Source organism: Micromonospora sp. WMMA1947 (assembly GCF_027497355.1).
Taxonomy (GTDB): domain Bacteria; phylum Actinomycetota; class Actinomycetes; order Mycobacteriales; family Micromonosporaceae; genus Micromonospora.
In genome coordinates this window covers 5,165,021-5,183,471 of the sequence record NZ_CP114909.1, presented here as the reverse complement: position 1 = coordinate 5,183,471, position 18,451 = coordinate 5,165,021, and the positions used below count along the sequence as shown (strand labels likewise).

The window sequence follows — 18,451 nt, the reverse complement described above, 5'->3', positions numbered from 1 at the left end:
TGGTGAGGTCGGGGCCGACGTACGACAAGGGAGAGGCGGCAGGTGCAGGCGGGGGACCGTATCGCTGATCGCTACGAGCTGACGTATCCGATCGGTCGTGGGGGAATGGGCCAGGTCTGGGCCGGCTACGACGAACGTCTCGACCGGCCGATCGCGGTCAAGTTCCTTCGAACGAGCGAAGTGCCCGAGGACGAGCGCGAGGTCGCGGTCAAGCGCTTTCGGCGGGAGGCACGGGTGACCGCCCGTCTCGACCATCCCGGTGTGCCGGTCATCCACGACCTCGGCCGACACCACGACGATCTCTACATTGCCATGCAGCTCGTCCGTGGCTGCCAGCTGGCCGATCTTGTGGCGGAACGCGACCGACTGCCGGTGGAGGAGGCCGCGGCGATCGCCGTGGAGATCACCTCCGTGCTGGCAACCGCTCATGCCGCCTCACTCGTGCACCGCGACCTGAAGCCGCAGAACGTGATGGTCACGCCCTCGGGCGCGGTCAAGGTCCTGGACTTCGGAGTCGCCGCGCTGCTCGGGCCGGCTGAACAGTCCCGTTTGACCGCCACCGGTCAGACCCTCGGTACCCCTGCCTACATTGCGCCGGAGCAAGCCGCGGGTGGGTCGGTCGGCCCGGCAGCCGACCTGTACGCGCTCGGGTGCATCCTGTTCGAGATGCTCACCGGCGTGCCACCGTTCGAGGCCGGCAGCTCTCTGGAGATGCTGCACCGGCACATGCGATCGCCGGTCCCGATCGTCACCGAGTACCGAGCGGACGTGCCGGACGACTTGGCACATCTTCTGTTCTGCCTCCTGGCCAAGGACCCATCGGATCGGCCGGTCTCGGCTGGCGAAGTCGGACAACTCCTTGCTCCCTTCACTGGCGAGGGACGAGCCTTGGTGCCGAGCCCTCCCGGCATCGATCCGGTCGCCACCGCCTCCGCGAAATCTATGGCGGCGCAGCCACCCACGAGAACGCTCGCGGATGTGCGGTCGCAGATCGGGGAACTGGCCGAGCAGGAGCGGTTCGTGCAGGCGGCAGAGCTACTCACGGGGGTTCTCGCCGCCGGAACGGCCGTTGAGGAGCAGGTTCCGTTGCGGTACGACCTCGCCAACCTGCACCTGCTGGCCGGCGACTACCGGCAGGCGCGGCAGGCATTCGACGATCTCGCGGAGGACCTGAACCGCGTGGGCGGGTACCCCGACCTACTAGAGGACTGCCGGAACAACGCGGCCGTATGCCGGGCTGAGCTGGGCGAATCCACCACGTCCTGACGATACCCACGGTGAGCACACGCTGATGATGCTTACGTAGGGCGTGGCAGCGACAGCCTTGAGCGGCCGCCGCTCGTCGCATCACGGGCCGATCTGCGCGGTGCCGTTGCGACGCCCGGCAACGCCACCGCGCTCGGACGTCCGGTCGCACGGACGTCTACAGTCTCAGCCGTGGAACAGCCGGAATTGGTGATGGTGCGTGAGCCCGACCGGCCTGACGAGCCGGTCCGGATCGGTACGGTTCTGTCGAAGGAGGGCAGCCTCTTTCACGTTCGCTGGGACGACGGGTCCGAGGAAAGCGTCCGGCTTGGTGGCCGGATCGCCGGGGCACCCCGCGGCTCACTCCGCCTTGCGTTTCTCCGGGACCGAGCGTCGGCGGTCGCCGCGTTCGAGGCAAACCCGTTCGACGCGGTGACACGGCTGCTGCAGGAGAACGAGAAGGGACTCACCCGCAAGCAGATCAGGGAGAAGCTGACCGATCTGGGCGTCGACATCGGCAGCGGCAGCCCGCGCTGGAGGCGCATCGAGCAGGCGCTCACGAGTAGCGACGAGATCTTGGTTAGCGGCAAGGGCGTAGCCGCCATATTCCAGTCGAAGGTAAAGGCTGAAAGGGCCAGGTCCAGGTCAGAACCGACCAGAATCCTGCCTCAAGCTGAACAGCACGCCCCGGTAGCGGCAGCCGAAGCGATCGGGGGAGCGGCGAACCACGGTTCGGAAGCCTTCGCCCAGCCCGGAGCATCGTCGGCTTCCTCGCCAGGGGCGGAATCCGCCGGACATCCGAATCGGGAGAGCGCACCGGCGGAAGTGATCGATGGCAGCACGACGGCGTCCAGTACAGCACCGGCATCGCTGGCGGCGAGGCTTGCACAGATGATGGGCGAGGACGAGTCCCAACCTTTGCGGCACTACCTGTCAAAGCCGCTAGCAGTCGGTGCACGCTTGCAGAAGCTGACCGGCGAGGAACTCGAAACCCTGCTCGGATCGCTCGCTCCCGACGACGCTCCTGCTCTTGAACTGTTCCTGCTCGTAACGTCCCGATCTTCGTCCGCCGCCGATCGTTCCCTCGATGGCGAGAGAATGACAGATCTGCTGGCGGCGGCTGCTGCTGAGGTCGAAGCGCAGGCAGTGCTGGATCCGGAGATCTCCGTGACCGCAGAAGCCCTGCTGCGGCGTGCCTCTAGCAGCGTCGATCTGCCGACTGCCGCGATTCCGTCGCTAGTCACTGTCGGGCATGCCGTCGCGCTCGGGCGCGGGCCCGAAGCACGGCAGGTGCTCGAAGCGGTGGCGCTGGTTCTGAGCCGACTCTTGAGGAGTCTGTCCCGTGACGAGCGAGTCAGCATTGATCTCGAAGGTCTGGCACCGCTCGTGGCGCCGCTTCCGTTCACCCGCGATGGAGGCCGCGCCGCGCTTATTGCCACCGTGAGTAAGGTGCACAGCAAGAGTGTGCTGAGTGACGCGTGGTGGAGCGGCGCCAGCCTCGACGAACTCGTCGCCTGTGCGAGCGGGCCACTCGGCGCCGTCACCTCACGACCGGAGGTATGCGCTGAATTCCTGTGGCCGCTGATGCTGCGAGAACTGTCTCTAGTCGAGTCGCGCGGGCGGCTTGCGTTCCTGATGGGCGTGCCCAGCGAGTTCTTGGCTGGCGTTTCCGGCGAGGTGCTGGCCGCCGCGCTCCGCCGGGTCGCGGCGATCGACCGCATCGTTGCCGGTTGGGCTGCGGCGCTAACGCAGGAGCAGCGGGTACAGGCCCTGCGCCACGACGCCGAGCAGGCACAGGCAGCCGCCCAAGCGGCGGAAGTGCGGGCCCGAGCGGCCGAAGACCGTATTACTGCCCTCGCCGACCGATGCGCCCAACTGGAGGAGACGCTCCGAGCGGAGCACCGCGAGAGCGCCTCCCTACGAGCTGCACAGGACCGGCAGATTCAGATCGATGTTATTCGTTCATTGGCGACCCTGGCAGCCGAGGTCGAGGAGCTGGCCGCAGGGGAAACCGAGCCGGGAGTTCTTGTCGAACGTGTGCGCGCCTTGGCAATGGGGCAAGCGCTGGAGCCGATCGGGCAGGTCGGTTTCGAAGTGCCCTTTGATCCGACTGCGCATGACCCCATCGTCGGTGTTCCGCAGGATGGAACCGAGGTTAAGGTCATCCGGCCCGGCTACCGCTGGCGGCCGCTGGGTGAAGACGTGCTTATCGACAAGGCGCTGGTGACGACTTAGGAGTACGCATGGGAGGAGCCCACGGCCACGCAGTCGGGGTGGACTTCGGCACGTCGACTTCGTTGGTGGCGACGCGAGCCGGTCGTCGGCCTGTTCAAGTCGCACCGTTGGGCCACAGCACAAGATGGTTCCCCTCCGTCGCCGGCTACCGCGGCGACAAGCTTGTCGTGGGTGAGGAAGCCGATGCACTGCCCAGCGACCAGGTGATCCGATCCATCAAACGGGCCATCACTCGAAACGAGGACAGGGTGGCCGTTTTCGGGCCGGCCGGAACCCTGGAGATCTCGGCAGACGAGGTCATGATCGCCCTGCTGGCGGAGATCGGTGCCCGTGCGACCCGTGCCGGCGAGCCACTGAACCAGGATCGCGAATTCCGGCTGGGCTGCCCCGCCATGTGGGACGGGGCGCAACGGAATCGGCTGCTGGAACTGGCGGAGAAGGCTGGGTTGCCGACAGACGGCTCGGCCTTGGTCGACGAGCCGATCGCCGCCGGCATCGCCTGGGTCAGCCATCGGTACCTCGCCTACAGCGAGCAGCCGGAGGGCCGACTACTCGTGTTCGACATGGGTGGCGGCACTTTGGACATTGCTGTCCTTGACGTCGTGGGCGGTCCTCATCCCGAGATCTCCGTACTGACCGCACTCGGCGCGGAGTACGCCGGTGACATGCTGGACCATGCCATCGCGCGAGATCTGTACGAAGATCTCACTGCCAAGGGGTATGATCTGTCGGGGAGTCGGCATCCCGAGCTGCTCGACGCTTTGGTGATGCGAGCAGCTCGCGAAGCAAAGGTGAACTTGTCCCGGCTGGCGGAGCACCGTGTCGTTCTGCCGTCCCGTCAGCTTGGCGCTGTTCCCGTCCTGACCTACACGCGAGAGCAGCTCGAAGAGGCCTTTCGTCCACAGATGGATGAGGCCGAACGCCTCGTGTGGGCAGCCTTGCGCGCCGCACGGCTGACTGAACGTGAAAGTGGCTCTCCCGAACAGTTGCGCGCATTGGGCCCGGCAGAACTGATCCGCGACGTCGACTACGTACTGCTCGCGGGAGGTATGAGCCGGATTCCATACGTGGGGCGCCGAGTCGGCGCACTTTTCCCCCACGCGCAGGTCTTCGACGACGCGGGCGTCCAAGCCGATGAGGCGATCGTCGCCGGTCTGGCCGACACTGCTGGGTATGACCGGCTCAATTTGCACCGCCCTGGATTCGACTTCATCGTGGAGTGGGACGAGAACGGCCAGACCTGCCAGGAAACCCTGTACGCCGCTCACACCCCTTTCTATGAGGCTTGGCAGGTGCTGTCTGGCCAGGCCAACCTCGGCTACGAGCGGCACGACCATGCTTTCCCTGGACCGAAGCACGGCAGAGGCCGGCTACGCGTGCGTGCAACGACCGGCGAGTCACTCGGGCTGAAGTTCGACGATCAGGTCATGGACGGCATCGGCCTGACCTTCGGACGCAGTATGAGCTTCAAGCTCTACTGTGATGGCCGGATCCTGCTCCGGGACGGTTCGGGTAAGCGACTCGACATGAAAGTCGACCGGTGGCCCGTGATGCGTGGCCGCGACCACGCTCAGCTTGTCCTGCGGAGCGCACAGCGGAACTCCCCGACTCCACCCACGCCTTGGTACATGGAAAAGGAGTGGGCACCGCCTACTCGATGAGCACGACGGCCACCGCCGAGAGTGAAACAGCGAGTTCCCGGTGAGCTGCCAACTCGTGACGGATCTCGTCCTTGCGTGTCCTGAGCTTGCGTAGCCGGCCCTCATGCAGCCGGATGATGCTCGCGCCGCGGCCATCGCGGCGCAGGCCCGCCACCATTTCCTCGGTCTTGCTGATCGCGAGGTCCACTGATCCCTGTTGCGCTCGGATGCGGCCCTGCACAAGGGCTGTATTCTCCTGCCGTCGGACGCGTTCCACCTCTCGGTGCCGCAGCGCCAGATGCCGTTGCGCCTGCTCCCAGAGCCTTTGGAGGTTGGTCGGCGGTGCGGCCGTCGCATCCTCCAGACGGCCCTCAGCAAGCGCGGTCAGCAGCAGGTTGCCGACCTCGTCACGTAGCTCGCCGGTTTCGACATCGATCGCGGTGGCCCACAACTCCACCTGCTTGTGGAGTCCGGTTGTCTCGGCCAAGTCCAGCGTAACGAGGTACCGGCGGCCCTTCGGGATGTCCGGTACCCGGACCGCGCCGAAGCGGGGGAGTGCCAGGGTCTCTCCGCTGAGGATCTCCTGGGCCAGTTTCACCAGCGGATGCCGTGCCGACAGGAGTTCCGCGTCGGACTTGCTGGCGACGTCGGGCCGTAATGTGCAGGGCAGAGGCGTTCCATTCTGCAGCAGTGCTGCCAGTCCGTGAGGCGTGTGCTTACCGCCATCCTCACTGACCCTGCTGGACCGCAACCGTTCGGCGAGCCGAGCTGTACCGATGATCTTGAAGACCCCGTTCTTGTCCAGCTTGGTGCGGCGGCCGCCCGTGCGCTTGAAAAGCTCATCCAGCATGCGCTGGATTTCTGCCGCGCCAATGAATCGGCCGTTGTCTGGGCCATCCTCGGTCAGGCCCTCGACCAGCAAGCCGTCCAGACCGGCCAGGTGCGCCTGCGCGGCGCGCAGATCGTCGGTGTCCTGCGCACGTAGGCGCAGCGCGACACCGACACGCTCCGCCTCCCGTTGCCGCTCCTCCGCGCTCAACCGCGGATCCAGGAGCCGTTTGGTGATGCCGCCCAGCTCATCGCGAAGGATGGGCTCGAGCTCGCCGATGGATCGTTCGAAGACACCGATCCGGTCGTAGAGCCGCTGAAAGATGTCCGTCTCGATCGTGCCGGGAACGTTCATGTTGAGGATGAAGATCTTCTCGTGCTCTTGGCCGAAGCGGTCGAGTCGCCCGATGCGCTGTTCAACGCGCATCGGGTTCCACGGCAGGTCGTAGTTGACCAGCCCGTTGCAGAACTCGAAGTCGAGACCCTCGGAACCCACCTCGCTCAGCAGCAGGATCTCGAACTCTCCCCGTCGAAACTCATCCATGATCCGCTCCCGGTCGGCCATCGCAACGCCGCCGTGCATGACGCGAACGGTGAAGTGCTCGCTCAGGCGCCGCGCGAGATACGCGAGTGTCCGCCGGAAGAAGGAGAAGATCATGACCTGCTGCAGGCCCGCTTCACGAACTTCCAGCAGCCTTGCCCGGAGCTCGTCGTACTTGGTGTCGACCCGCACCGGAATCGCCAGGGTTGGAAGCTGGAGAAGGTCGGCGACGTCCGCTGCGACATCCTCGTCGGCGTCGTCGATCTCCTCGCTGAACAAGTTCGGATTCCGCTCCCGCATCAACTCCTGGGAGGCGGGGATGCAGCTTGCCGCTTGGCGCAATGGCATCTGCATAGCGAAGCCGGGCGGTGTGTTCATTTCCAGAGCCCGGGCCATGTACCAGGCGTAGACGGATTCGTAGTACCTCCGCTCCGGATCGGTCCATCTGACATCAATGGCCTGCGGAACGCGGATCGCCTTCCGGTCAGGGATATCCGCCTTGCGGGTACGGGTGAGAACACGCCCCAACATGTTCAGATCGGCAAGTAGCCGACGTACACGGGCGATCTCTGCGTGACCGAGCGGCCGGTCGACATCGAGCAGTTGCCGCAGGAACCCATAGTCGGGTCGATCGGTCACGGATGAGCCGAACTCCATCGCATCCAGGGTGTTGAGCTGGCTCAGCAGCTTCCGAGGTTCCCGCCGGCCATCATCCAACAGGGAGCGCGCGACCGCGTTGAGGACCTGGTTTGGTTCGAGCTGGCGCTCGAAGGTAGCGGGATCAGCGAAGTTGACTTCGTCGAGGAGATTTATCAGGTTGAAGAGGTCGTTGCTGCCGAGGTTCAGAGGCGTGGCAGACAAGAAGATCAGATAGTCCGACCAGTCGGCCAGGAGCCGGCCCAGGGCGTGCGACTTGCTTCCGCTGTTGCGGAGGTAGTGTGCTTCATCGACGATCACCAGGTCGAAGCGCGGATGCAGCTCCGTGAGTCTTTCCAGTAGATCGCTTGCCGCCCGCAGCGACTCCAGGGAGATGATGCCGCGTAACGGCGGATCCTCGCCGCCGGCCAGCCGCTCGGCGAAGTCGCTCAGATCCCGCGGCTGCACGATGTCGAGCGACCTGTCGAACCGCCGACGCAACTCGGACTTCCACTTCAACGTGAGCACGGCGGGTGCGACGACGAGGACGCGGTCGAGCCGTGACCGTTGCTCCAACTCATTCCAGACCAAACCGGCCTCGATGGTCTTGCCCAGACCGACTTCGTCGGCGATCAGCAGCCGACCGGAAGACGTGGAAACCACTTTGAGGACCGGCTTGAACTGGTACGCCCGGAACATGGTCTTGCTCGACGCGAACGAATACAGGGTGTCGGTCAGAGGGTGCCGTAGCTTCGTCCAGGTCAGCGTCAGCGACAGTCCCTCTGCACCGGCTGGCGTCTGTGCCAGCCAGAAGCTGGGATCGCGTGGATCGCCCTCCTCCAAGACGAGGGCTTCTTCGCTGAACCGTTTGATGTCGCCCTGTATGTCGATCTGGTACTGGTAGCTGCCGGCAACCGGGGTAATTGCCTTGACCCGCCCTAAGACGCCCGCTGCACCCTTGGCCCGCACTATGTCGCCTACCTGGAACAATGAGCGCCCGGCAAATGCGCCCGCGCTCGGCCAGAGCGCCGTGTACAGAAAGGTCGCTGCGAGAAGATGGTCGTCGTCCTCCAGGTAGCGACGCCTTCCACTCGCGGGGGTGGTTGGCCCTTTGCCGCTGCCCACCACTACCGCGTGCCAGATGCCGGCGCGTTGGAAGGCGTAGGTGCCGCGGTGGACGAGGTGATCAAACTGGCCGGAGCCGACGGCACGCGTCTCCGGCGCCAAGCCGAGAATGTCGTCCCGGGCGTCGTCCGCCACATTCCCGACCACCAGACATGAGGCCGGGCTGATCGCGGTCAGCCATTCATAGCGCTGTTCCGGTGGCTCGTAGCGAAGGTCGTCCGGCATGCCTGCTCCCTGTGCTGTCCACGTCGACCCGTCCGATCTTGGCCCTTGACGCCCTTTCCGTATAGGCCCTATTCGTTCCGACCGGACCGGCTGCAGGTACGCCAGCGGCAATCCGGCCGGATGAGTTGCCTCGACTTGGTGGAGAGCACGCGTGACGAATGGGGTCTGACGCGCTGTTCAGGAGACCAGGCCGGTGCGGTACGCGTACACCACCGCCTGCACCCGGTCCCGCAGGTCCAGCGTCGTCAGGATCCGCGACACGTACGTCTTCACCGTCTCCTGGCTGATCACCAACCGTGCCGCGATCTCGCTGTTCGACAGCCCGTCGGCGATCAGCCGCAGCACCTCCAGCTCACGCGGCGTCAGCCCCACGTCCGCCGGCGTGCCCTCGGCCGGGCGGATCCGCGCGGCGTACCGGCCGACGAGCTGCCGCGTCACCTCCGGCGCCAGCAGTGCGGCGCCGGAGGCGACAGTGCGGATGCCGTGCAGCAGCTGCGCCGGTGGGGCGTCCTTGAGCAGGAATCCGCTCGCGCCGGCGCGCAGCGCCTCGTAGACGTACTCGTCGAGGTTGAACGTCGTCACCACCAGCACCTTGACCGGGTGGGCGACGCCCGCGCCGGCCAGCAGGCGGGTGGCCTTGATGCCGTCGAGCACCGGCATGCGTACGTCCATTACCACCACGTCGGGCCGCAGGCGGCCGGCGAGGTCGACAGCGGCGCGGCCGTCGCCGCACTCGCCCACCGCTGCCATGTACGGCTGCGCGTCGATGATGGTGGTGAATCCGGTACGGATCAGCGCCTGGTCGTCGCAGACCAGCACCCGGATCGGCGTGGTCACGACGCGCTCCCGGTGGGGATGCGCGCGCGGACGACGAAGCCATCGCCGGCCCGGCGCCCCGCGTCGAACTCGCCGCCGAGCACCGAGACGCGCTCGCGCAGGCCGGCCAGGCCGCGTCCGCTTCCGCCCGGACCGGCGGCGTCCGTGCCGGGGCCGTCCGTGCTGATCTCCACCGTGATCTCCCGGTCTCCATGGTGTACGCGGACAGCGGTGGGGCGCCCGTGTGCGTGCTTCAGGGCGTTCGTCAGCGCCTCCTGCACCACCCGGTACGCGGCCATCTCCGCGCCGCCGGTCACCTCCGCCGGGGTGCCCTGCTGCGTGAACTCCACCGGTTGCCCGGCCTGCCGGGTCTGCTCCACCAGGGCGTGCAGCTCGCCGACCGATGGTGCGCGTGGCTCCGTACCGTGGTCGGGGTTCAGCACGTCGAGCAGCAACCGCAGGTCGCCGATGGCGCGGCGGCCGGTGTCGGTGATGGCGGTCAGGGTGGTGTCGAGGCGGTCGGGCGCGGCGGTCAGGTAGCGGGCCGCCTCGGCCTGCACCACCATCGCCGTCACGTGGTGGGTCACCACGTCGTGCAGCTCCCCGGCGATGCGCGAGCGTTCGGCGGCGCGGGCGGTCTCGGCGACGTGCCGGCGGCGCTCGGCCTCGGCGGCGCGGCTCTGCCGCAGCCATGACCCGGTGCCCCAGGCGAGCGCCAGCAGCAGATAGAACGTGGTAAAGCCGACCACCCCTTCGGTCGACCCCTGCCGGTCCAGGGCGACCGCCAGAGCGACGTACGCGAGGGAGCCGGCGAGCACCGTGGTGCGGCGGCCTCGGGCCAGGTGGGCGCCCGCGCTCACCAGCGCCACGGCGAGCGCCGTGCCCGCGAAGGTGTGATACGCGCGTACCTGGTCGATCGCGAAGCCGAGGGACACCAGGGCGAGGGACAGCGCCGGTCGGCTGCGGCGCAGCGCCAGCGGAAGGCACTCCAGCGCGATCACCACCACGGTCAGCGCGTCGAACGGCCGGGCGGGCAGGTCGCCGAGCTGCGTACCGATGCCGCGCAGCGGTGGGGTCACTGATGCGAGCGCGATCACCAGCGCGAGCGGGAGATCCCGGACCGTGACGGGCCAGCGCCGCCACGAGTCCGGGAACATCCGTCGGGTGATGATCAGGAGACCGTAACGCTCTCCGCCGGGGCCTCGGCCGCGCGGCGGCACCGCCGCACGATGTGGCCGCGGCGGTGGGCCAGCCAGAGGAAGACCACAGTCAGCGCCGCCCCGGCGGCCACCGTGTAGAGGCTGCCTTCCGGACCGAAGTCGCCGCCGCTGAGCAGCATCGAACCCGACGTGCTGGCATCCAGCAGCCCTTCCGACTCGCCGTTGCCGGAAACGACGACGCCGAAGATGCCGCCGGCGCGAAGTTCCAGCCGAAGTGCAGCCCGATCGGAACCCACAGGTTGCGGGTCGCGGCGTAGCAGGCCGCGAGCATGAAGCCCGCCTGGATCGCGATGGCTGTCGCGCCCCACAGGCTGGCGTCCTGGTTCAGCAGGTGCATCAGGCCGAACAGCACGCCGGTCAGCAGCAACGAGAGCCAGGTACCGAGCCGCTCCTCGACCAGGCGGAACAGCAGACCACGGAACATCAGCTCCTCGGTCACCGCCGCGGCGGCCATGAACCCGAAGATGGCCACCGCGCCGGACACCGACCCGATGCCGTGCACGTGGTAGCCGCTCATCAGGGCGATGGTAGCGATGACCGCCGCGAACATGGCGAACCCGATCAGCATCCCGCGGTTGAGCCGGGTGGCGGCGCCGTCGCGGGCCAGCTCGGTGACCTCGCGTCGTTCGGTTCGGCGCACCACCCACCCGTACACGATGATCGCGGCCGCGGCGGTCGCGACGCCGAGGATCAGGCTGAGCACGGCGTTGTCCTGTGCCGCGACGACCGCGCGGCTGCCGACGACACTGACCGCGACGACGGCCAGGAACTGCTTCCCCACACGCATGACGTTTCCTTCGAGAGGTCCGCGGCCGGAGCGCCGCGGTTCACCGGAAACGCTATGGATTCGCAGGCCGGGAATCGTCACCGTGCGGTGGACACTTGCGGGTAGCTCGCACGGGGGACAGGCGCGGCGGTCGGGGCGTTTTGGAGCGTGCCCTGAGCAGAACCGCTGGCTTCGAGAAGGCTTCGGCGGGCAGGCTGCCGGCATGGCAACGGGCTTCGGCGGTGAGGTGGCGACGTACTACGCACGGCATCGGCGCGGTTATCCGCCCGAGGTGGTCGACGCGCTGGCGGCAGCCTTCCGTCTCGGCGGCGACGACACGGTGGTCGACCTCGGTTGCGGTACCGGTCAGTTGAGCCTTCCGCTCGCCGACCGGGTGGACAGGGTTATCAGCGTGGATCCGGAGCCGGACATGCTGGCCATCGCCCGGCGTACCGCCCTCGACCAGGGCATGGCCAACGCCACGTGGGTACTCGGCAGCGACAGTGACGTGCCCGCGTTGTCCCGGCTGCTCGGCGAGGGGAGTGTCGGTGCGCTGACCGTTGCCGTCGCTATCCACTTCATGGACCGGGACACCCTGTTCGAGGCGACCCGGCCGTTGTTGCGCCCGGGAGGTGGGGTCGCCGTCGTCACCAACGGCGAACCCCTGTGGACGCAGGACACCGAATGGTCGCGTGCGCTGCGCGGATGCCTGGAACGGATGCTCGGTCACCCGGTGACCGGAAGATGCCAGACCGACGAGGACGGGCGTCGGCGCAACCGGGAGGCGCTCGTGCGGGCCGGTTATCGGTACGAGGAGACGTCGGTGCGGTACGAGGCGCCGCTCGCTGTCGACGACATGGTCGGCGGCGTCTTCTCCGCCATGTCGGCCGAACATCTACCGACTGAACAGCAACGCGAGCGCTTCGCCGCCGAGCTTCGTGATGCGCTCGGCGGGAGGGCAGAGGTGACCGAGAGTGTGCGCGTCTGGCTGCAGTGCGGCGTGCGCGACGAGGCTAGCCAACCCGGCGCAGCACGTTGAACGGTCGGCCGGAGAGCCGCGGCCGACCGGCCGACCGTTAGGCTGGCGCTTCCCGGCCGCGCCACCTGGAGTGACACCCATGTCCGACAGCGTCTTCGCGCAGTTCACCGCCGACGACGACCGGCTCGCCGTCGCGTTGCTCGTGCAGCCGGCGATCAATGCCGCCCTGGTGCACAACCGGGTGCCGCTGGTCCGGCACCTGACCCTGGCCAACCGGGGCGCCCAGCCGCTGGCCGACGTGACGGTGACGCTGGAGCTGGTCGGCCCCGACGGTGCCGCCCTGACGCCGCCGTGGACCCGCACGCTCACCGGTTCGCTGCGGCCGGGGCAGAGTACCGGCTGGGACGATTTCCGCGACGTCACCCCGGACCGCGCGCTGCTGCACCGCACCGACGAGGCGTTCCCCGTCGACTACCGGCTCACCGTGCAGGCCGGTGACACCCCGCTGACCCTGGTCGCTCCGTCGCTGGTGCTGGCGCACAACGAATGGTTCAACAGCCCCGCCCTCTACGACAGCCTGGCCGCGTTCGTGCAGCCGAACACCCGCGCCGTTGAGGCGGTGCTGCGCTCGGCGGCGGACATCCTGGTGACGCGGACCGGCTCCGGGTCGTTGCAGGGCTACCAGGACGGATCCGAGCGGGCCGCGGTGATCGCCGCTGCGGTCTACGAGGCGCTGCGCCAACTCGAGATCCATTACCAGACGTTGCCCGCGTCGTTCGAGCACACCGGCCAGAAGGTACGCACGACGGCGGCGGTGCTGGACGGGCGGCTCGGCAACTGCCTCGACCTGTCGGTCACGTACGCGGCGTGCCTCGAGGCGGCCGGGCTGCACCCGCTGATCTTCGTCAGCGAGGGGCACGCGTTCGGTGGTTTCCTGCTGGCCGAGGAGCGGCTCGGCGCCGCCGCGGTGGCCGAGGCGAACCTGCTGGTGTCGCTCGTCGACTCCGGCCGGGCGGTGCCGGTGGAGCTGACCCGCATCGGGCCGGGCGAGCAGTCGGCGACGTTCACCGAGGCGGCGCGCGTCGCGCTCGGGCACTTCCGCGGCGAGACCCACCGGCTGCGCGGCGTGGTCGACGTGCACTTGGCGCACCGTTCCGGGATCCGGCCGCTCCCGTCGGCCGACGAGCTGACCGCGCCGTCCGGCGCCGCCCCGGCCGCCGGTACGAACGCCGCGGTGTCGCTGGACCTGCCGGACGGTGTCGCGGCGGCGACGCTGCGCCGGCTCGCCGACGAAGGTGGCGAACTGCGGCAGTCCTCCGACGGTTCACCGGCCCGCATCCAGCAGTGGCGCAAGTCGCTGCTTGACCTGAGCCTGCGCAACCCGCTGCTGAACCTGCCGAAACGCGGCCGGGGGCTGGACCTGCACGTGCCGGCCGGGGCGCTGGCCCTGCTCGACGACCTTATCCACGACGGCCGCCAGGTGCAGGTCATCCCGCAGGACGACATCAGCGGCGTGCACGAACTGGCCGGTGCCCGGCGGGCCCAGGACCTCGACGCCGACATCCTGACCCGGGAGCTGCGCACCGACCGGCGGGTCTACGGCGCGGTCACCGAGACGCGCTACAAGACCGTCATGCGGGCGCTGCAGCGCGAGGCGCGCACGATGGAACAGGAGACCGGCAGCAACTACCTATACCTGACCATCGGCACGCTGGTGCATCCCCGGGCGACCGGGGGAGAGGCGTACGCGCCGCTGTTCCTGCTCCCGGTGCGCATCGAGGGCGGCACCGGCCGCCGGCCGTACGCGATGGTCATCGACGGCGCGGAGGTCGCCAGTCCCAACCACTGCCTGGTCGAGTGGTTGCGGGTGAAGCACGGCGTGCGCATCCCGGAGCTGGAGACGCCGGCCCGCGACGAGCGCGGCATCGACGTGGCGAAGACGCTCGCGGCGATCAACGCCGGGCTGGTCGACAACCGGTTGAACTACCGCATCGACGAGACCGCCAGCCTGCGGCTGCTCCAGTTCTCGACCTTCCAGATGTGGCGCGACCTCGGCGAGCACTGGCCCCGGTTCCTGGAGAACCGGGTGGTGCGGCACCTGGTCGAGTCCTCGGGCGCAACCTTCGACGACCCGGCGCGGCCGGAGCCCGAGGTCGAGGTGATGGTCGACGAGGCGGAGCTGCACCTGCCCATTCCGGCCGACGGCTCGCAGATGCAGGCCATCGTAATGGCCGAGCGCGGCCAGTCGTTCGTGCTCGAAGGGCCGCCCGGCACCGGCAAGTCGCAGACCATCACCAACATGATCGCCCGGGCTGTCGCCGCCGGCCGGTCCGTGTTGTTCGTCGCCGAGAAGCAGGCCGCGCTGGAGGTGGTCAAGCGCCGGCTCAAGCAGGTCGGGCTCGGTCCGTTCGCGCTGGACCTGCACGGGCGCAAGCAGTCGCTCAACGCGATCCGCCAGCAGCTGCGTGACGCCCTGGAGCAGTACGACACCGGTGGCGACGGCACCTGGACCGCCGTCGAGACCGCCTATCGGACCCGGCTCGGGCCGCTGGCCGACTACCCGGCGCAGGTGCACACCCCCAACCCCGCCGGGATGTCGCTCTGGTCGGCCTACGAGCAGGTCCTCGCGTACGGGGACGGGCCGGTCGCCCCGATCCCGGCGGCCTACCCGCACACCTCCGACGAGGTGCGGGCCGGGGTGGAGCGGACGCTGCGGGAGTTCCCCTCCGCCGCCCGCTCGGCCCGGCTCCGGCCGCAGCACCCGTGGGCGCTCAGCGGCTGCCGCACCCTCGACGGGCTGCACGCCGATGCCCTGGCCGCGATCGCCGCCGACCTGGAGGCCGTCCGCGCCGACGTGGCCGCCCGGCCGCACCTGGCCGCGTTGTTGCGCACCTTCCCGACCCCCGAGGCGGTCGGCGAGGTGCAGGCGGGGGCCTGGTTGGCCGTACGCGGACTGCTGCCCGACCGGGAGACCACCGCGCGGGCCGGCGACCGGCGGTGGGACGAGGCCGTGGCCCGGCTCCAGGCGGAGCTGGCCGCCTTCCACCAGAACTTCGCCGGTGAGCTGGCCACGTTCCGGCCCGACGTGTACGCCCGCCCGGAGCTGGCCGCCTGGCACACCGAGGCGCAGGAGGCGGCCAAGAAGCTGTTCGGCAAACGCAAGCGCCGGCAGGCGGTGGCCGACCGGCTAGCCGTGTACGTGGTCGCGGGCGCGCGCCTCGACGTCGAGCAGGTCGAGGTGAGCACGGGACGTCTCGTCGCCGCCCAGGCGCAGTCGGCGGCGCTGCACCGGCAGGCTGCCGCGCTCGGCGGGCTGCACCTGCCCGGCTGGCAGCCCACCCACCTGAATGCGCTACGGCGGCTGGCCGAGGCGGTGGAGGCGACCCGCGTCGGCCGGGCGCTGCTGGCCCGGCACCCGCAGGCGTGGGAGCTGTTCCAGCGGGGCGTCACCGACGCCGACGCGACGCTGCTGGACCGGGTCGCCTCCCGCTGGCGGGCCTGGCGCGGGGTGCTGCGCTCGGCGGAGCCGGAGTTGGCGCTCTGGGCGGCCGGCGGGCACTGGTGCGACGCCTGGCAGCGCGACGGCGGCACCTGGCTGCACGAGCTGCGGGCCGAGGAGCTGTTCCCCCTGCGCCGCTGGGCCACCGTGCTCGGGCACGCCGACGTGCTGGCCGCCGCCGGCCTCACCGAATACCGTGACCTGCTGCTGCGCGCCGACGTGGGCGGGCGGGTCGCCGAGGAGGCGTACCGGCGAGGGCTCGCCGCGACGAGCCTGGCCGAGCGGCTTCGGGCCGGTGGCCTGCAGTACTTCGATCCGGACCTGCACGACGACGAGATCGCCCAGTTCGAGTCCGCCGCCGGGGAGTTGCGCGCTGCCCTGCCGGAGCGTCTGCCCTCGGTGCTGGTGGGCCGCCGGCCGTTCAGCCCGTCCGACCGGCGGGGACGGTTCGCCGACTTCGCCGCCGAGCTGCGCCGTAAGCGCGGCGGCCGGTCCTTCCGGGAGCTGTTCGAACGCTATCCGGACGCGGTGCTGGCCCTGACCCCGTGCGTGCTGGTCAGCCCCGCGTCGGCGGCCAACTTCCTGGCCCCCGGCGGTGAGCGGTTCGACCTGGTCATCTTCGACGAGGCGTCGCAGATCCGGGTCGCCGAGGCGGTCGGCGCGATGGGACGGGGGCGGGCCGTGGTGGTCGTCGGCGACAGCCGGCAGATGCCGCCGAGCAGCTTTATGCAGGCCAGCCACGCCGCCGACGAGGTCGACGACAGTCCGGAACCGGTGCTGGAGGACCTGGAGAGCATCCTCAGCGAGGCGGTCGAGTCGGGGCTGCCGCAGCGGTGGCTGTCCTGGCACTACCGCAGCCACGACGAGTCGCTGATCGCCTTCTCCAACCGCTACTACTACGACAACAAGCTCTCCAGCCTCCCGTCGCCCGGCAGCGCCGGCCACGCCGGCATCACCTGGCAGCGGGTCGACGGCCGGTACGACCGCGGCGGCACCCGCACCAACGAGGTCGAGGCCCACGCGGTTCTCGCCGACATCCTCCGCCGCCTGCACGCCCCGGCCACCGCCGGCCAGTCCATCGGCGTGGTCACCTTCAACATCCAGCAGCGCGACCTGATCCTGAACCTGCTGGAGGACAGCGGCGACCCGCTGGTGCGGGACCGGCTGTCCGCCGACGCCGCCGAACCGATCTTCGTGAAGAACCTGGAGAACGTGCAGGGCGACGAGCGGGACGTGGTGCTGTTCTCGCTGGCGTTCTCCACCAACCCGGACAACGGTCAGCTCCCGCTGAACTTCGGGCCGCTGAGCCAGACCGGCGGCGAGCGCCGGCTGAACGTGGCGATCACCCGCGCCCGCCGGCAGGTCGTGCTCTTCTCCTCGTTCGATCCGTCCGACATCGACCTGACCCGCACCTCGGCGGTCGGGACCCAGCATCTGCGCGCGTACTGCGAGATGGCCGCCGCCGGCGTGGATCGGCTCGGTGACCTGACCGCCGATCACGCCGAGCGGCGCAACCGCGTCCGGGACGAGGTGGCCGCCGCACTGCGTGAGCGCGGCCACGAGGTACGCACGGGCCACGGACTGTCCGACTTCACAGTGGACATCGCCGTACGCCGGCCGGGCGCGCCCCGGTGGCAGGTCGCGGTCATGCTCGACGGCCCCGACTGGAGTGCCCGCCCGACGGTCGCCGACCGCGACGGCGCACCGGCGCTGCTGCGCACCATCATGGGCTGGCCGGAGGTGGTCCGGTTCTGGCTGCCGGCGTGGATCCACGACCGGGCCGCGCTGCTGGACCGCGTGGACGAGGCCGTCGAGCGGGCGGACGCCCCGCGGTCCGAGCCGCCGCGCGACGCGCCCGAGGTCCCGGCGCCCCGCGCACCCGAGCCGCCGGACCCGCCCGTCGTGCCGGACACCGTCCACGCCACACCGGAGACCGTCTTCCCCACACCGGAGACTGCGGCGCCCGTACCGGTCACCGGCCTGGCCGCCGCGCCGTCGCCGACCGGCACCGCCCCGGCTGCCGACGTCGTCGAGGTCCGGCCCTTCATCCCGTACGTCCCGACGCCGCTCGGCGACCAGGGCGACCTCGACCAGCTCGGTACCGACCAGCGGGTACGCCGGCTGGTCCGGGACGCCCTATGGGAGATCATCGAGGCCGAAGGGCCGATCGAGCAGCACCGCCTGGCCCGGCTGACCCTGGCCCGGTTCGGATTTCTGCGCACCCGCGAGGACCGGCGGCTCGCCGTGCTCGCACTCGTCGACGCCCGCCGCCTCTACGACCACCCGACCCTGGGCCGATACGCCTGGCCGGAGGGGACGGATCCGCGATCATGGCAGGCGTACCGCGTCACCCAGTCCAGCACCGACCGGGCGTTCGAGGAGGTGCCGCCGGAGGAGATCGCGAACGCGCTCGTCCACGTCCTGCGCGAGGTGACGAGCATGGACGAGGAACGGCTGCTGCGAGCCGGACTGGAACGCCTCGGCTACCGGCGGCGCACCGAGAAGATCGACCGGCTGCTGCGCTACGGCCTGCACGTCGCGGTCACCGGCCGGCGGATCCGCCACGACGAGGAGGGACGCCTCACCCTGGGCTGAGCGGCGTCCGGCTGACGCCGCTCAGCCTGAATCCACCGGTGGTTGGTGAGATGGGCGTGTCGGTGCGTGGGATTGACTGTTGCTGATGGGTGGGAGTGCTG

General features: G+C 69.4%; 8 protein-coding genes and 1 pseudogene. 5 read left to right on the top strand and 4 right to left on the bottom strand.

Translation table 11 applies throughout. From position 1 onward, the window contains the following. Window positions 1-42: 42 nt before the first annotated feature. The 3 genes from O7604_RS24445 to O7604_RS24435 all read left to right on the top strand — a co-directional run bounded on the left by O7604_RS24445 (window position 43) and on the right by O7604_RS24435 (window position 5,141). Window positions 43-1,266, top strand: a complete 1,224-nt coding sequence (locus O7604_RS24445) for a serine/threonine-protein kinase (protein WP_281577912.1) — start codon at window positions 43-45, stop codon at window positions 1,264-1,266. A 171-nt stretch (window positions 1,267-1,437) separates the two neighbouring features. Then, a complete protein-coding gene (locus tag O7604_RS24440; protein WP_281577911.1) occupies window positions 1,438-3,480 on the top strand; it encodes a hypothetical protein in 2,043 nt (680 codons plus the stop codon). An 8-nt stretch (window positions 3,481-3,488) separates the two neighbouring features. Next, window positions 3,489-5,141 (top strand): Hsp70 family protein, encoded by a 1,653-nt coding sequence (locus O7604_RS24435; protein ID WP_281577910.1) that lies wholly within the window; start codon window positions 3,489-3,491, stop codon window positions 5,139-5,141. On the opposite strand, the gene O7604_RS24430 is transcribed toward O7604_RS24435, so the two are convergent. The 4 genes and pseudogenes from O7604_RS24430 to O7604_RS24415 all read right to left on the bottom strand — a co-directional run bounded on the left by O7604_RS24430 (window position 5,131) and on the right by O7604_RS24415 (window position 11,298). Beyond that, the gene (locus tag O7604_RS24430; protein ID WP_281577909.1) at window positions 5,131-8,475 is read right to left on the bottom strand and encodes a helicase-related protein; all 3,345 of its coding nucleotides are present in this window, start codon (window positions 8,473-8,475) and stop codon (window positions 5,131-5,133) included. The two genes, O7604_RS24435 and O7604_RS24430, sit on opposite strands and share 11 nt — an antisense overlap. A 177-nt stretch (window positions 8,476-8,652) precedes the next feature. Then, window positions 8,653-9,312, bottom strand: coding sequence for a response regulator transcription factor (locus O7604_RS24425; RefSeq protein WP_281577908.1), 660 nt, complete (start codon window positions 9,310-9,312; stop codon window positions 8,653-8,655). Beyond that, window positions 9,309-10,448: a histidine kinase gene (locus O7604_RS24420; protein ID WP_281577907.1), complete on the bottom strand. Its 1,140-nt coding sequence runs from the start codon at window positions 10,446-10,448 to the stop codon at window positions 9,309-9,311. The genes O7604_RS24425 and O7604_RS24420 overlap by 4 nt, the downstream gene beginning before the upstream one ends. Window positions 10,449-10,462: 14 nt before the next feature. Then, window positions 10,463-11,298, bottom strand: a pseudogene (locus O7604_RS24415) (CPBP family intramembrane glutamic endopeptidase). A gap of 202 nt (window positions 11,299-11,500) precedes the next feature. Between O7604_RS24415 and O7604_RS24410 the strand changes: the two are divergent. Next, window positions 11,501-12,316, top strand: coding sequence for a class I SAM-dependent methyltransferase (locus tag O7604_RS24410; protein WP_281577906.1), 816 nt, complete (start codon window positions 11,501-11,503; stop codon window positions 12,314-12,316). A gap of 79 nt (window positions 12,317-12,395) precedes the next feature. After that, a complete protein-coding gene (locus O7604_RS24405; protein ID WP_281577905.1) occupies window positions 12,396-18,350 on the top strand; it encodes a DUF4011 domain-containing protein in 5,955 nt (1,984 codons plus the stop codon). The last annotated feature ends 101 nt before the right edge of the window (window positions 18,351-18,451 follow it).

Coding starts and splice junctions, on each gene's coding strand:
- O7604_RS24435 (WP_281577910.1), top strand. CDS start 3,489: ATGGGAGGAGCCCACGGCCACGCAGTCGGGGTGGACTTCGGCACGTCG.
- O7604_RS24430 (WP_281577909.1), bottom strand. CDS start 8,475: ATGCCGGACGACCTTCGCTACGAGCCACCGGAACAGCGCTATGAATGG.
- O7604_RS24420 (WP_281577907.1), bottom strand. CDS start 10,448: ATGTTCCCGGACTCGTGGCGGCGCTGGCCCGTCACGGTCCGGGATCTC.
- O7604_RS24410 (WP_281577906.1), top strand. CDS start 11,501: ATGGCAACGGGCTTCGGCGGTGAGGTGGCGACGTACTACGCACGGCAT.
- O7604_RS24405 (WP_281577905.1), top strand. CDS start 12,396: ATGTCCGACAGCGTCTTCGCGCAGTTCACCGCCGACGACGACCGGCTC.